The 15,468-nt window shown below is 66.9% G+C and carries 10 protein-coding genes; 6 read left to right on the forward strand and 4 right to left on the reverse strand.

All coding sequences use genetic code 11. The annotated features are described in order from the left end of the window. Window positions 1–848 (forward strand): hypothetical protein (locus SX243_19775; GenBank protein MDY7095222.1); only part of this gene is annotated, 848 nt, incomplete at its 5' end. Here SX243_19775 and SX243_19780 read toward each other — a convergent pair. Beyond that, entirely contained in the window at window positions 809–2,140 is a 1,332-nt protein-coding gene (locus SX243_19780; protein ID MDY7095223.1) for a hypothetical protein, read from the reverse strand. The genes SX243_19775 and SX243_19780 overlap by 40 nt on opposite strands. 407 nt (window positions 2,141–2,547) lie before the next feature. Between SX243_19780 and SX243_19785 the strand changes: the two genes are divergently transcribed. From SX243_19785 to SX243_19800, 4 genes are all read left to right on the forward strand, one after another. Further along, the gene (locus tag SX243_19785) at window positions 2,548–3,690 is read left to right on the forward strand and encodes an SPFH domain-containing protein (GenBank protein ID MDY7095224.1); all 1,143 of its coding nucleotides are present in this window, start codon (window positions 2,548–2,550) and stop codon (window positions 3,688–3,690) included. Next, window positions 3,687–4,823 carry a hypothetical protein gene (locus tag SX243_19790; protein MDY7095225.1) on the forward strand — a complete coding sequence of 379 codons (1,137 nt, stop codon included), beginning with the start codon at window positions 3,687–3,689 and terminating at the stop codon, window positions 4,821–4,823. The genes SX243_19785 and SX243_19790 overlap by 4 nt, the downstream gene beginning before the upstream one ends. Window positions 4,824–4,901: 78 nt before the next feature. Then, window positions 4,902–9,314 (forward strand): DUF2339 domain-containing protein, encoded by a 4,413-nt coding sequence (locus tag SX243_19795; GenBank protein ID MDY7095226.1) that lies wholly within the window; start codon window positions 4,902–4,904, stop codon window positions 9,312–9,314. Window positions 9,315–9,426: 112 nt separating this feature from the next. Then, window positions 9,427–10,278: a M23 family metallopeptidase gene (locus SX243_19800; protein MDY7095227.1), complete on the forward strand. Its 852-nt coding sequence runs from the start codon at window positions 9,427–9,429 to the stop codon at window positions 10,276–10,278. A 4-nt stretch (window positions 10,279–10,282) separates the two neighbouring features. Here SX243_19800 and SX243_19805 read toward each other — a convergent pair whose 3' ends face one another. Beyond that, window positions 10,283–12,049, reverse strand: coding sequence for a 5'-nucleotidase C-terminal domain-containing protein (locus SX243_19805; GenBank protein ID MDY7095228.1), 1,767 nt, complete (start codon window positions 12,047–12,049; stop codon window positions 10,283–10,285). 322 nt (window positions 12,050–12,371) lie between these two features. Here SX243_19805 and SX243_19810 point away from each other — a divergent pair, with 322 nt between their 5' ends. Further along, window positions 12,372–12,833, forward strand: coding sequence for a hypothetical protein (locus tag SX243_19810; GenBank protein ID MDY7095229.1), 462 nt, complete (start codon window positions 12,372–12,374; stop codon window positions 12,831–12,833). Window positions 12,834–12,918: 85 nt separating this feature from the next. On the opposite strand, the gene SX243_19815 is transcribed toward SX243_19810, so the two are convergent. Both SX243_19815 and SX243_19820 read right to left on the reverse strand, forming a co-directional pair. After that, window positions 12,919–13,434 (reverse strand): copper-binding protein, encoded by a 516-nt coding sequence (locus tag SX243_19815; GenBank protein ID MDY7095230.1) that lies wholly within the window; start codon window positions 13,432–13,434, stop codon window positions 12,919–12,921. Continuing rightward, a partial coding sequence (locus SX243_19820) for a S41 family peptidase (protein MDY7095231.1) occupies window positions 13,431–15,468 on the reverse strand: 2,038 nt, incomplete at its 5' end. The genes SX243_19820 and SX243_19815, both read right to left, overlap by 4 nt.

Genomic DNA, 15,468 nt, shown 5'->3' on the forward strand with positions numbered 1-15,468 from the left:
GCGACGGCGTCGGCAGAGTCTCATGGTTCCGGCGCCTGACCTTCTACAGTCTGCTGGCGGGACTGTGTCCGTTCATCCCCATCCCCTTCCTCGATGATCGGGTGCTCGACTGGGTGCGCCGGCGGATGTTGGCGGAGCAGCTGGAGCGTTGGGGGCGGCAGCCGCAGCCGCAGCAGATCCGTACCCTCGCCGGCTCCGACGAGGGCAGCCTGCTCCGCGGATGCCTCAGCGGTTGCTTCCTGACCCCGGTGGTGAAGGTGACGATCTACCTGCTGCGGAAGGTTTTCAAGAAGATCCTCATCATCCTCACCCTCAACGAGAGCGTCGAGCGCTTCTCCGAGACCTTCCACCTGGGGTATTTGATGCACAGTGCCCTGAGCTGGGATGAGCTGGACCTGGCGGCGCCGGCGGGGGCGAAGAGATCGGCGCTGGAGGTTCGACGGGCAATGTTGGAGGCCCTCGACCGGATCGATCCCCGGCCGGTGCGGCAGCTGGTGCAGCGCAGCTTGCGAGGCAGCCGCCGGCTGCTGCTCAAGGCTTCGCGGATCCTCGGCCGGGGGGTGCGCAACAGCGCGGGAGAGGATGGAGCGGACGGTAGAGCTCAGGGTGCTGCCGGAGCTGCCCGGCGGTACAACGCCGAAGCTGCGGAAGCCTCGGAACACACCCTGGCGGAGGAGGAGTCGCTCCTCGGCTCCCTGGTGGACCGGTTGGCCACCGCCCTTGGGGCTCAGGAGGGCTATTTGAGGTCGTTGCAGGGAGTCTTTCGGGAAGCTCTGGACAGGCTTCGTAGCCAACCGCAGGAGCCTCCTCAGGTTTCCGGCGAAGAGTCCGAAGCTCCGGAGCGGTAGCCGCTGGCCATGCCGAGATGCTTCTCCAAGGTGGCGATCTCGGCGGCGGTGGCGGGGCGCCAGCGGCGATTCTGGCGCCGGCGCTCGATGGCCGGCGGAGCGTAGCGCACCGAGGTCACCAACTTGCCTTCGGGGTTGAAGACGTGGGCACGGCCGCGCTCGCCGAGCACCACCAACGTTTCCTGACGGGTGTCGAAGAGCAGCTGCTCGGCCCCCGCTACCCGCAGATCCGCAAGCGCCATGGAGGTGGGCCGACCGCCCTCGTCGTGGCGCTGCTGGGCGTGTTGGGTGCGCCGCCGGTGCGCGCGCCGGCCTTTCTCCAGCCTTCGGGCGATGCCGCCGAGGATTCCCTCCAGCCGCTGCTGTTGCTTCTTTCCAGAGGATCTCTTGGCGGAAGACTTCGTGCGCTGGCCGGGTCTTCGCCGGGCCGCTGCGGCCTCGACGCTGGCCAGGGCCTCCTGGCCCCAGCGCAAGGGACCGGCCCAGGGCAGCTTGCCGATCCTGCCATAGAGCTCCTCCAGACTCTCGCCATCGGGTCCGGTGCACACCACGTTGAGGGTGAAGCGGGGGTGTCCCCGGCTGCCGCGGCGGCCGTGGGTGGAGACGATCTGGAGGGTCACCGCCATCGGGCGCCGGTTGCCCTGGGGGTCGGGGAGAGAAAACCAGCCGGCGGCGACCTGGCCGTGGAGGCGGTAGCCGGTCTGCTGGTCGCGGTAGGCGGAGAGCACCTCGCCGGTGAGCTCGGGACCGGTGGAGACGACGGTGACCAGCCGCGGTGGTTCCTGATAGAGATCGTCCACCCGGGGATCCTGGCGCTCCAGCAGCCATTGGCCGAGGTCGGTGAAGCGGGGGATGCCGGTAGGCCCGTAGCCGGTGAAAACGTCTTGGGATCCCGGAGGCTGAGTGTGCTGGCAGGGGGCATGCTGCACCGCCGCGCTTTGGCTGCCAGCACTGGGAGTTCGGGAGCTGGGGTCTCTGGAGCTGGGAGCTCTGGAGCTGGGGGAGAGCTCCGCACCGGCGCAGCGCAGGCAGTAGACATGCCCCGGGCGCACCACCGCCTGGTGGGCGAGCACCGCCTGCAGAGCTTCATCGATCCCCTCCTGAGCTCGCGCAGCCAGCTTCGGCAGCTCCTCCGGCCGGGCGTTGAGGACGAGCTCCAGCGGCAGTCGGAGCGCTTCCCGGCGTCCCGCCAGCAGGTGCCCCCACGGGTGCCGGTCGAGCTGCGCCTGCGCTTCGGCGTTGAGCAGCTCGATGGCCTTGCGTAGCGTCGGCGAGGTCTTCGGTGGGCTCAAGGCGGGGCTCCGTTGCAATCATCCATGGGCTGATTATCTCGCGCCCTGGTAGCCGACCGATGCTTGCCCAGGGTTGGGTGGGTGTGTGTCAGAAATGAAACAGGAGGTATTGAGACTTGCAAATTTCCTGATTTATGGGTACTCTCTGCCCGTCGAGTTTTTCCCTGGCTCGGCGGTCAGACTTTCGAAACCTGAGATCTCGGGTTTCCCCACCCCGCCTTTGTTCCATTCCGATCCCCGGCGGCTTCCGCTCTCCGAGCTGGAACCGCCGGGCCTTCCTTCTTGCGCGTCGCCCCTCCGCTGAGTACGATGAAGAAGCCTGCGTAAAGCGACCAACGCCGCGCCCGAGACCTCTTTTTGAGGGAACTCTCGGGGAGTCCGCGACGCTCACCATCTGGAGGAACGACATGGGTCTGTTTGAAAAGCTACGCCAAGAGCTCATCGACATCGTCGAGTGGGTCGACGATACCCACCGCACCCTGGTGTGGCGGTTCCCGCGCTACCAGAACGAGATCAAGCATGGTGCCCAGCTCATCGTGCGCCCGGGGCAGAAGGCGATTTTCATCGATCGCGGCAAGGTGGCGGACGTCTTCGAGCCCGGGATGTACACCCTGGACACCGCCAACCTGCCCATCCTCAGCACCCTCCAGGGTTGGAAATACGGCTTCGAGAGCCCGTTCAAGGCCGAGGTCTACTTCGTCAGCACGCGCCAGATCACCGACCTCAAATGGGGCACTCCCAATCCGGTGATGATGCGCGACGCCGACTTCGGGCCGATCCGCATTCGCGCCTTCGGTACCTACGCTCTGAAGGCTCAGGATCCCAAGGCCTTGCTCGAGGAGCTGGTGGGGACCGACGGCATCTTCGAGGCGGAAGAGGTCACCGAGCTGCTGCGCTCCATCGTGGTCAGTGCCTTCGCCGACATGTTGGGGGAAGCGAAGATCGCCGCCCTCGATCTGGCGGGCAACTACACCGAGCTGTCGGAGGAGCTGCGGCGGCGCACCCAGGAACGGGTGGACGACGAGTATGGGCTGGAGATTCCCCAGCTCTACGTGGTCAACATCTCGCTGCCGGAAGAGGTGGAGAAGGCTCTGGACACCCGCACCAGCATGGGAGTCATCGGGGATATGGGCGCCTTCCAGCAGTATCAGATGGGCCAGGCCATGACCGCCGCCGCCAACAATCCCTCCGGGGGCGGTGCCGCCGAGGGCATGGGGCTGGGTATGGGCTTCGCCATGGCCAACCAGATGTTCGGTGCCGGTGGTGGCCCGGGGGCCCAGGTCGGCCCCGGCCAGATGGCGCCGGGAGCCGCCGGTGGTGGGGCTGCACCGCCGCCGCTGCCGCCGGCGAGTCCCTGGCACGCCGCCGTCGGTGGTCAGAGCGTCGGGCCCATGCCGCTGGCTCAGCTGGTGCAGCAGATCCAGGGCGGGCAGATCGAACGCGAGACTCTGGTGTGGACCGCCGGCATGGAGGCCTGGTCGCCGGCCGGTGACGTTCCTCAGCTGGCTGGCTACTTCCAGGCCACGCCGCCGCCGCTGCCGCAGTCGTGAGCCAGCTCGGGGAGCTGCCCGAAGCGGCCACCACCGCGGACGCCGGGCAGGCGGTGGATCAGGCTCAGGGGCGGACGTTTCCTTGCGAGTCCTGCGGAGCGGATCTGGAGTTCCACATCGGGCAGCAGACGCTGCGCTGCCCGTTCTGTGGCTTCACCAAGGACTTCTTCTCCGGGGATACCTCCGGGGAGGAAGCGGTTGGGGAGAATCCGCTGGAGGAGACCCTTCGGCGGCTAGTGGAGCTGCGCCGCGGGGGCGATTCGGATGTCGCCGCCACGCAGGTCATGGAGTGCAGCTACTGCCGGGCCAAGGTGGAGTTCACCGGCACCCTCACCAGTACCCGCTGCGCCTTCTGCGGCTCACCGGTGCAGCGGGAGAATGTCCACCGCTCCGAACGCCTGGTGCCGGTGGACGGCATGGTGCCCTTCAAAGTCGAGCGGCGGCGGGCCCAACAGCACCTGCGGCGTTGGCTCAAGGGTTTGTGGTTCGCCCCCAACGACTTCAAGAAGAAGGGCATCCGGGGCGAGTTCGAAGGCATCTATCTGCCTTTCTGGACCTACGACGCCATGACCTACAGCCGCTACCGCGGCGAGCGCGGGAAGCATTACTACTCCGGTTCGGGCAAGAACCGTAAGCGCCGCACTCGCTGGTCGCCGGCTTCCGGCCAGTTTCAGCGCTTTTTCGACGACGTGCTGGTGGCCGCCGGTACCCATCTGCCGCGAGGCTGGGTGGAGAAGCTCGAGCCGTGGCCGCTGGCGGATTGCGTGCCGTTCCGCGAAGAGCTGCTGGCGGGGTATTTGTCGCAGAGCTACGACGTGCAGCTGGATCAGGGTTTTCAGGAGGCGAAGGAGCGCATGGACCGGGAGCTGCGCCGGGAGACCAAGCAGCGTATCGGCGGCGACGTCCAGCGGATTCATCAATTGGATAGCGACTTCTCGGCCCTGACGTACAAGCACCTGCTGCTGCCGGTGTGGTCGCTGGGGTACCGATACGGTGGCAAGAGCTACCAAGTGGTGATCAACGCCACCACCGGCGAGGTGCAGGGCCAGCGCCCCTACAGCGCCATCAAGATCGCTCTCTTCGTGCTCTTCATTCTGACGCTGCTGGTGCTCTTCTTCTGGCTACGCGGCTGACGGTCGCTTCCTGACCCGAGACTCGCCGGTAGGCGCCGCGGTTGCGGCGGCGGGAAGGGGACGTGTAGGCTCTCCGGAATGACCCGACCGCCCGATTCTCCCGAATCCCCCGGTGTAGGCCGGCGGCTGGACCGTCTCAGCGAGCAGCTGACGCGGGTGTTGGGAGAAGTGCAGGAGCTGGCCCAGGAGGTAGAGGCTCTGCGGCAGGCGGTGGGGGAGGATGGGGAGGCTCCAGAGCAGCCCCCGGTCCCCGCCGAGGCTTCCCAGACCAGTTCTACAGCAGATTCCGCCGCGGAGCCAGCAGAGCTCCCTGCGCAGGGTTCCTCCGAAGAGCTCATCGAGGAGCCGGCAGCGGCGGGCACCTCGCGCAAGGAACGCCTGCTGGCGGCGGCGCGGCGGGTCCGGGACTTGGTACCGGTACCGGCGGACAGTGCCGTCGTGGGCGACGAGGCCGCGGCGGAGAGGAGCGAGGACGGCGCGGTTGTCGCTGGCGAAGAGCTGGTAGCTCCGCCGGAAAGCTCAGTGGAGGACTCAGCGGGGGACGACGGCGCCGAGTCGGAGCCGTTGGATCTCGAGCAGCGCATCGGTGCCGTGTGGTTCCTGCGCGGCGGTTTGCTCTTTGTGGTGATCGCCTTCGCTTTGGCGGCGAGTTGGGTGGTGCCCCAGCTTCAGCCCTGGCATCGGGTGCTGGCGAGCTATGTCGGCTCGGCGGTGGTCTTCGGCGTCGGTCTGCGCTACGCCGGGCGCCTGCGCCGCTTCGCAAGGCCAGTGATGGCCACCGGTCTGGCGTTGGGCTTCTTCACCTCCTTCGGCGCCTACTTCCTGCCTCCCATGCGCTGCCTGCCGCTGGTGGCGTCTTTGGTCCTCATGACCCTCTTCGTCGGCGCGATCCTGGCCAGCGCCGAACGCTGGCGATGGGAGGGGGTGGCCACGCTGGCGCTTTTCCTGGGCCACGTGGCGGCCTACGTGGGCAGCGCCGACGCGGATATCTTTTCGATGATGGCGGTGCTCTTTCTGAGCGCCACGTCCGTAGTGCTGATGCTGCGTCACGACTGGATGCCGCTGGCCCTGTTCTCGGTGATCATGGCCTACAGCTCCCACTTCCTGTGGACCATGCGAGAGGCCGGTCCGGCGGGGGTGGGGGAGGTGGGGTTCGTCCAGCATCTGAGCTTCCTCACCGCCTACTATCTGCTCTATCTGGTAGCCGACGCCGCCTTCACCCATCGCCTGGAGGGCCGGGGGCGGGAGGCCTTCAGCCGCCGTCAACGGGTCACCGGGCGCTCCGTGGGGCCCACCGCCATGGTGCTCTACGCCACCCTCGCGGCAGCCCTCTTCCAGAGTAGCCCCGGGGCCTGGGAACGGATCCACTGGTTCTTCCTACCGCTGGCATTGGTGCAGCTGCTGCTGTTGATCTTGCACCACCGCAAGGGCACCGCCGACGTCCCCCTGTACGTCACCGCCGCCACCGTCTTCGCCACCCTGGCGCTCTTCTCCCGCCTCGGCGGCCTGGCCCTCAACATGGCTCTGGCGGCGGAAGCGTTGTTGTTGTTGGTGTTAGGACGGGTGATCGAATTCGGCTTCCTGCGCCACCTGGCGCGGGTGGTGCTGGTGGTGAATTTCGTCTCCTTCTGGTTCTCCGAAGCCAAGGAGCTGGATTCCTGGCCGACCTTCGTAGGGGCGCTGCTCATGGCGGCGGTGTACTTTGTGCGGGCGCGGCAGAACGAGACTTGGGAGCCCTTGCCGCCGGAGCAGCGGTTGGGGGAGGCGGGGGCCTGGTCGCTGGTCTGGCATCGCCTGTTCCGGCCGCTGACGGTACCGTTGGCCCACGGCCAAACTCTCTCCGGTGCGATCCTGGTGGTCTACCAATGCGACAAATTCCTCGGTCCGCCGTGGAATGTGGTGGCGTTGGCGTTGCTCGCCGCCGGTGGTGCGCTGGCCGGTTTGTGGTTGGGCAGTGCACCGCTTCTCCAAGGTATGTTCTGGCTGCAGCTGGCGACGGGATTGCTGCTGTGGCGGGAGGCCTCGGGATGGGAGGCGGCGGCGCGGGAGCCGTCGGATTGGCTGGTGCACCAGCTGGCGGTGGCGCTGCTGGCGACGATCGCCTTGCTTTCCATGGCTTTGGCGGCACGCCGCCGCCGCGCCTACCAACGGTTCGCCGCCGCCGGCTTGGGTAGCGCGCTGCTGGCGGGCTTTGCCGCCGGTGCTCCGGCGCTGGCCCCGGCGAATACCGCAGCAGGATTCGCGCCCCTGGGATTCGGAGCTCTAGCCCTGGCTCTGGTGCCGTTGGCCTTGGTGTGGGCCTGCCTGGAGATCTGGCCTCGGCCGGCACCGGAAGCGCTGGCCCAGCCATTGTGGCAGCGACGGTCGATCCGGGATCGTCGCTGGCGCACTCTCTTCGCCGTGCTGGTGGCGGAGCTGGGGGTGTGGGCCCTCCTCCACGGCAGCGCTGGTGCCTTCGAGGGCGTTGCCGCGCTGGCGGTGGTGACGGTCCTGCTGGGCCTGGCGAGCCTGTGGCGGGGCACGCCCTATCTGCTGCTGGGACTCCTGGTGCACCTGGGGGCGACGGGGGCCTTGGCGTTGGGCTATCTGGATGCCACCGAGCCGGCCCACTCGCTGCTGCGCTGGGTCATCCTCACCGAGGCAGGGGTGCTGGCGGCGTTGTTGCTCACCGTCTGCCCGCGGTGCCGCCGCGGCTCCTTTGCCTTGGGAGCGCTGGCCTGCTTCGGGCTGGCGGTAGTGATGATGGCGTGGCTGGCGGTGTTGCCGGATCAGCGCTTCGAGCCGCTATGGCCCTGGGGGCTGACGGCGGCGGTGCTGATGGTGGTGGTGGAATTGTTCCGCACCAGCCCGGCGCGGCGGGCGGAGGACTTCGACACCTGGGTAGACCGGTGGGGAGAGACCGCCCTGCGGCTCTATGCCCGGCCCCTGGCGGCCTTGGGCGCGGTGCTCACGTCGGCGGTCTTCGGTTTGATCATCGGTCGCGCCTGTACTTACAATCGGGAAGCCCTGTGGGCCATGGCGGTGACCTCGGCGCTGCTCTTGGTGGCGACGATTCTACGCAACAGTCCCTATTTGATGGCGGCGCTGCTCACCCAGCTGGGACTGATGGGGGCCTATCGAATCCTCTACGGCAGCGAGCTGATCCAGCGGCCCATGACCGAGTGGGCTTCGGTGACGCTGATCCTGCTGTCGGCGGCACTATTGATGGCGACAGCGCCGTGGCTGCGGCGGGCGAGCCTGGCCTGGGGCTCCTTGGTGGCGCTGACGGTGGGGCTGGTGGGCATGGGGGAGCTCCTCTTCAATCAGCGCCCGGGCCCCACCCCGACCTCCCTCTGGCTGATCACCTTCGTCCTGCTGTGGGTCACGGTGGAAGCGCTCCATCGAGGCTTCAGCGGACAAGGGCCGGAAGCGGAGGGCTGGCTCGACACCTTCGATCTGGAGCCGCTGACCCGCCGGGCGATGGCTTTGGCGGTGATCTCGTCCATGACCGGGGCGGTGCTGCTCATCGCCCTCACCTGGCTGCAATTTCCCTCCGCGGTGTTCATGATCTTCGTCACCGTGCTCTATGCGGTGCTCTTCGTGGTGCTGACGGCCTGGCTCAAGAGCCCGCCCATGGCGGCGGCCTTCTCGGTCTGCCTCACCGCCGCCCATCCGCTCTTCTACGGCCGCGTAGGGGCCGAGGCGGCGGTGGGTACGGCACCCCAGCTGGCGCTGCTGATGCTGGCGGTGACGGTGGCGGCGGGGGCGGCGGTGGAGTGGAGCTTTCGCCATCACGACGAGACGGGGCGGCGGCGGCCGGCGTGGTGGGCAGCGTGGTATGCGTATCTGTTGGGTTTTGGCCTGGCCGGGATCTTCCTCCAACCCTTCGGTGAGGAGCTGGCTGGAGCCCGGCCTTTTGGCGCACCGGCCCAGAGCGCGCTGGCGCTGATCATGGTGGGGGTGGGCTGCACCTTCAAGCTGCGCTGGCTGATCCGGGCGGCGGTGCTCTTCGCGCTGATCTGCTCGGGCTTGTTCATCGGCTTCGCCGTCTTCGATGCTGGCTACCGCGAGTCTTTGGGCTTCGCCGGGGTGTTGTTGTTGGGGACCCTCCTGCTCTCGGAGCGGCTGCTGGTGGGGCAGGAGCCGGAGGAATTGTGCCGTAGCGCACCGGCGGTGGGCCGCTTCTATCGGCGGGTGCTGGTGGCGGTGGCGGCGCTGGTGGGGTTGGTGGGGCTGACCCTGGGGCCGGAGCTGGCGGGGGTCTGGACCACTGCCGGCTGGAGTCTCCTAGCCTTGGTGCTCATCGGCCTCGGCTTTCTGTGGCGAGACCGCATCTATCGGCGGACGGCCTTAGCGGTCTTCGCCCTGGCGATCCTGCGGCTGGCGATTCTCGACGTCACCCGGCTGGAAACCTACTATCAGATGCTGGCCTTCCTATGCCTGGGCGCGTCGATGGTGGCGGTATCCTTCCTCTACAGCCGGTATCGGGAACACATCACCCGGTGGCTGTAGCCCGAGGCCGGGATCGATTCGGATCGTCGGGAACAAGATGATGGAGTCCGGAAAAGGAGTGAGCGTAGTGGGACAACGGGGAATGGATCGTGGTTGGAAGAGCCGGAGGTGGGTGCTCCTGGCAATGGGCCTCCTGGCGGGCTGGCTAGGATTGGGCTTGGCCCTGGGAGAGGTGGAGGCCGGAGCCTCGGAGAGTGGGGCCAATCGGGCCGCAAGCCAGGCGAGCGCCGCACCGGGATCCATCGTCCGCTGGAGCACCGCCGGTGTCGACCGTTGCGGCCTGGGAGACCGCACCTGGGCGCCGCTCCAGGGAGTGTGTCTCTACCCGGTGGATCTCAAGAGGACCGGCTCCATCACGCTGCGCCGGCGGGTCGAGGGTGTTTGGGAGAACCGACGGTTGGGTATCGGTGACTATCCCTATCCGGTGCAGCACATCACTCTAAAAGACGATTCCACGGTGCATCTATCGCCGGAGAATATCGCCCGCTCGCGGCGGGAGAGCGCTCGGGTCGGCGCTCTGTGGCGGAATCCGTCGGAGGCGCGCTTCACCCTGCCGCTGGCGGCGCCCCTGGACCCCCTGCCGGAGGGACGGCGTTTCGGCAGCCGGCGAGTATTCAACGGCGAGCCGCGCAATCCCCACACCGGCGTCGACTACACAGCGGATCGGGGAACGCCGGTAGGCTCGACGGCGGCGGGGACGGTGGTGTTGGCGGAGGAGCATTTCTTCGCCGGGAAGAGCGTTTTCGTCGATCATGGGGACGAGCTGGTGAGCATGTATTTCCACCTCGACACCCTCGCCGTCGAGACGGGGCAGGAGGTGCGGCGGGGAGAGACTCTGGGCACGGTGGGCTCCACCGGGCGTTCGACGGGAGCCCATCTCCACTTCGGTCTGCGCTGGCACGGTGCGCGGGTGGATCCTGCGCTGCTGCTGGGGCCGGTTCGAGAGATCGCCGACATCCCCTGAGCTCTCAAGGGGAAGCGACGGCGAGGCAGGGGCCGGGCGCGTCGACGGCGCAGATCCGGCCCTCCACCGTCGGCGCAATGCCCTCGGTGCCGGCGGCCTGCAACGCCTTGAGCGCACGCTTTTCGAGGCTGCCTCCGCGGGCGAGGCGTTGGTGCAGGCCGAGCATGGTGTAGCCGTCCTGGTCTCCGATGGCCGGATCCGCCAAGAAGTTGACGGTGGCCACGCGCAGGACCTCCCCGGGCTCCAAAGGCCGTGGTCCTTCGGGAGCGAGGAGGGTGAGGTCGAGCACCCGCTGGCGGTCCGGGTCGTAGCGGAAGGCGAGGCCGGAGACCTGTAGCCAGGCTCCTTCCCCTCGCTGCTCGACGGAGCGTTGGAGCATCTTCTCGAGGGTCTTGACGTCGATCTGCAGCAGCACCGTGGGGTTGGGGAAAGCGAAGAGCTCTTCCAAATCGCGGCGGCTCACCGGGCTACCGGCGGGAAGGTCCCGATTGAGGCGCAGGCCGCCGGAGTTGATGACGGCCACCTGGGCTCCCTGATCTGGGGCACCTTCGCTTTGGAGCTCCGCCCGCAGCTGATCCGCCACCCAATTGCCCAAGGAGGTCTCCCGGGAGCGGATGGCCAGCTCCTCGCCCACCAGCCGTGTTTGGGTGGTCCCCAAGGTTCGGCCGAGGCAGCCCGAGGGAAGTCCCGCGGCGGTACAGAATTCTTGCTCGTGACGGCGGATCCAAGCGTCGGCGTGTTGGCTGACCAGGGGATCCGGGGGCGGCTCGTCTCCCATCAAGTCTTCGAATCGCTGGTCCACGGTGACGCCCCCCTCGGGCCCGACGGTGAGGGTCGCCACCACCGCCGAGACGGCGTCGGCATCCGCCTTGAAGACCCAGCGGCCGCCGGCCTGCTGCCGCTGCCGATCGTGCTCGTGACCGCCGAGGATGAGATCCGGCCCGTCTTCCCGGAGGGTTTCCAGCAAGAGCAAGTCTTCCTCCAACTCGAGGTGGGTGAGACCGATGACCACCTCGGCACCGCGCCCGCGCAAGAGCGCCGTGTAGCGGCGGGCGGTCTCGATGGGATCGTCGATGGCGCGCACATAGGACGGCTGCTGGTTGTCGAGGGTGACGGCGAAGATACCGACCCTGACCCCGCCGGCCTCGGTGAGGACGTGGTCCGTGAGGCGGGGATCGGCGATCTCCGGGGAGTCTTTGCCGCCTTCCTGGAAGTGCAGGTTCGAAGTGATCCAACGGAATTGGGATTGGGCGAGACGCTGGTCGAGCTGGGTGGCCCCCTCGTCGCCGGCGGCGTCGAGCTCATGGTTGCCGAAGGTGATGAAGAAATGCGGATCGAAGGCCTGGGCGTCGCCGTCCAGGAGGTTGAGGACGTCGACCATCTGCTCGCCATGGTAGAGGCGGCTGAGAAGCGAGGGATACAGGAAGTCGCCGGCGTGGAAGACCAGGAGATCCGGGTGATCGGCCTCGAGCTGTCGCCGCAGGGTGCGCACCCGTGCCGGACCTCCTCGGCTGCCGTCGTAGAGGCCGGTGATGCGGTAGACGTCGTTGATGGAAAGGATCGTGAAGGAGCGCTCCTGCGGGTTCTCCGCAGCGCTCTCAGCCGCTGTCTCTTCCGACGAAGGCGGCGACGCGGCGGGGTCAGTAGGCGCCGAGGGGGCGGTGGAGCAGGCGCCAGCGAGAAGCAGGACCGGCAGAATCAGGGCCGCAAAGGCCCATTCTGCGATTCGGGTAGGGAGGCGTCGGCGCGGGGATGTATCGAGTCGTTGCATCCCCCAAGTTTATCGCCAACGGGCCCTGATCAGAGCCTGGGCCTCGGCGTTTCGAGGCCCTGTCTGCGAGGCCCTGTCTACGAGGCCCTACCCGAATCGCAGAAGCCTGTTTCTTTCGCCCGGGGCCAGCTGAACTAGCGAGGGCGGTGCAGTCAGCTTGGCAAAGCTGCGTGGTAAACTCTAAGAATGGAAAGGGTTGCACGAGTTTCGCGAGGATTCGAGGAGGCTGAAGGGGCTGACCATCAGTACTATGCCTCCTTGCTGCCTCAAGAGCGTCTCGACCTCCTGCTGCAACTCATCCAACGCCACCGGGAGGCTCTGGGTGAAGCTGGCTCGCGATTTGAGAGAGTTTGTCGAGTTGCTCAACTCGGCGAGAGTTGATTACGTCCTAGTTGGTGGCTACGCCGTCGCCTTTCATGGCTATCCTCGCTATACCGGTGATATCGATCTCCTGATTCGCCCGACCATCGAGAATGGGGCGCGTCTGGTTGCAGCTCTAGAAGACTTCGGCTTTGGATCTTTGGAGATCAAGCCGGAGACTTTTCTCGAGCTGGAGACCGTGGTTCAACTCGGCTATCCACCCAATCGTGTCGATCTGCTGACTTCGATTACGGGAGTTGATTTCGAAGCGGTTTGGAGCACGCGGGTGAAGGCCCAACTCGACGAGCTATCGGTTCCCATCATCGGCAGAGAGGCTCTGCTGACGAACAAACGAGCCAGTGGAAGAGCTCAGGATCTAGCGGATTTAGAGAACCTGGAGGCGGTCTCCAAGCGAAGTCCGTGAGCCTCTTCCCGCCCAGGAGGCCCTACCCGAATCGCAGAACCCCCTCCAGGTTCTCTCGCTGGCGTCTGACTCTCACTCCGTGATGCTAGCTACCGCCTTCCTGGGAGGGGGCTGGCATCTCAGGAGGATCGCTCTTCTGGGACTCGGTGGCTGTAGAGGGCTGGGCCGCGCGCATTCTCAGCTCAGTACCCTCCGGCAGAGCCTCGAGGCCGGTGACGAGGACGGGCCGCGGGCCGTCCCAATCGACTTCCACGGTCATCTCCACCAGGTCTCCAGCAGCAAAGCCGTCGGCCACGGCCTCCGACTCCAGGGGGAAGGGCATGGTCATGGCGTCCATGCCGACAACGGTGCCGGTGGGGTCCGTCCAGTCGTCGACGGCCTCGTGGCGCACCATGAGCTCCGGTGAGGCCCGGTCGGGGATCGGCAGAGCTTGGATCTCTGCGCGGATCTGGTAGACGGTGGCCGCTTCCTGACCTGCTTCCTCGCTGGGTCCGTCTCCGGAACAGGCGGCGAGGAAGCAGCAGGCCGAGACGAGAAAGGCCCAGGAGGCCAGAGTGCGAAGACTCCGGCCTCCTCGGGAGACGAGGGAGTCGAGACTCACGGTACCGCTCCTTCGGTCTTGACGGGAGCTGCGGGCCGTTCGGGAAGGGGCTCCCAACCGCCGTTCTCGATTTGGTCCAAGACCTCCTGGACGGCCCGCTCGAGCTGCGGATCCCGGCCTTCAATCACCGATTTTGCATCGTTGGTGACCTCGATGTCGGGCTCGACGCCGCGGCCTTCGATGATCCACTCGCCCTCCGGCGAGAGGAGGCCGAATTCCGGCACATAGACCTGGCCGCCGTCGATGAGGGTGCCACGGTCGGTGATGCCGATGACCCCGCCCCAGCTGCGCTTGCCGATGAGCGGCCCGAGCCCTGCCTGCCGGAACATCCACGGGAAGATGTCGCCATCGGAACTGGAGTCCTCGTCGAGAACGCAGGCCATGGGGCCGTTGAAGACGGCGATGGGGTAGGTGGAGACGATCTCCGAGTTGCGGCTGTAACCAATGCCCAAGAGCTCTCGGGACAGGCGCTCGATGATCATCTGGGAGACATTGCCGCCGCCGTTGTTGCGCACGTCCACCACCAGGCCCTCGCGGCGGATCTGGGGGTAGTACCACTTGATGAACTCACGGATGCCGTCGGCGCCCATGTCCGGAATGTGGAGGTAGCCAAGGCGGCCGCCTCCCAGCTCTTCCACCATGGCGCGCTTGCGGGCGACCCAGCGGTGGTAGCGCAGGGCGTCCTCGGAGGTGATGGGGCGGTAGGTGATGTCCCGGCGGTTCTGACCGTCGGGGCTGCTGGCGACGGTCCAGGTCACCGGCGATTGGGCCTTGTAGCGCAGCATGCGGTAGGGATTGTCCTCAGCCTCGACCTCCTCGCCGTCGATGGCCAGCAGGTAGTCGCCTTCCCGGACGTCCACCCCCACCTCGGTGAGGGGGGAGCGGTAGCGTTCCTCGTGATTGTCGCCCTGGAGGATGGCGGCGATGCGGTAGCGGCCGGCCTCGGCGTCGAGCTCCAGCTCCGCCCCCGGCAGTGCCACCTTGGGCCGGTCCGGGAGATCGATATCTCCTCCGGCGACGTAAGCGTGGCCGACGTTGAGCTCGGCGATCATCTCTCCCATCAGATAGTTGAGGTCCGAGCGATGACCGACGTGAGGCAGCAAGGCCCGGTAGCGGTCGCCGATGGCCTGCCAGTCGTAGCCGTGCATATTCTCGACGTAGAAGTAGTCGCGGTAGCGGCGCCACACCTCGTCGAAGATCTGGGCCCATTCCGCCTGAGGGTCGCGGTAGACCTGGAGACCGGCGGTGGAGATGGGTTTGGACTCACCACCACTCGTGGCCAGGAGCTCGTAGCCACCGCCCTTGTGAACCAAGAGCTTCTGGCCGTCCTGGGAGAGGACGTAGCCGTGGCCGATGCCCTCCGCCAGGGTGCTGCTCTCTCGCTTTTCGAGGTCGAAGGCCTTGAGGGTGGGCTGGCTCGCGGAAGGGCGGCCGTAGTAGAAAGCATCGCGGTCGAGGAAGAGGAGCTTGCCTTCGACGACCTGGAGGCCGTAGTAGTTGCCGCCCTCTACCGGTACCCGGGCCACCCGGTCGGCGAGGCCCTCGAAGTCGATGCGTACGGGCGCGGCCTTCGATTCCTCCTCGTCCTTGCCTCCGTTCTTCTTCCCATCGGCTTCGGCGGTTTGCTTCTTCTTGCTCTCAGCGTCGTCCGCCTCGTCCAGCTTCACCTCGTCACTCTTGGGCGGGAAGGGGTGGGGAAGGTCGGCGCGGAGGGCGAGGGCGAAGATCTCCTTCTCGCGGTTGACCTGGAAGTTCCACTCCAGGAGGTCGAGCTGCGGCGCCAGGGCCCGGTCGCTGAGGTAGTAGAGGTATTTGCCATCGGGGGACCAGGCGGGGCTGGTGTCGTTGAAGGAGTCGGAGGTGACCTGCCGGGCCTTGCCGTCGGTGGTGCTCCAGATATAGACGGAGCGAACCCCAGTGATGTTGGGCAGGGTGAAGGTGAGGTGGCCGCTGTCGGGGGACCAAGCGTAGTCGGCTTGGTTGTCTCCGAGGCTCTCGGCGACTTCTGCGACCGTTCCGTCCTCGACGGCTACC

The organism is Acidobacteriota bacterium (assembly GCA_034211275.1).
Lineage (GTDB): Bacteria > Acidobacteriota > Thermoanaerobaculia > Multivoradales > JAHZIX01 > JAGQSE01.

Excerpts from the sequence above, each read along its gene's own strand:
- SX243_19785 (MDY7095224.1), top strand. The coding sequence starts at position 2,548 with ATGGGTCTGTTTGAAAAGCTACGCCAAGAGCTCATCGACATCGTCGAG.
- SX243_19795 (MDY7095226.1), top strand. The coding sequence starts at position 4,902 with ATGACCCGACCGCCCGATTCTCCCGAATCCCCCGGTGTAGGCCGGCGG.
- SX243_19805 (MDY7095228.1), bottom strand. The coding sequence starts at position 12,049 with ATGCAACGACTCGATACATCCCCGCGCCGACGCCTCCCTACCCGAATC.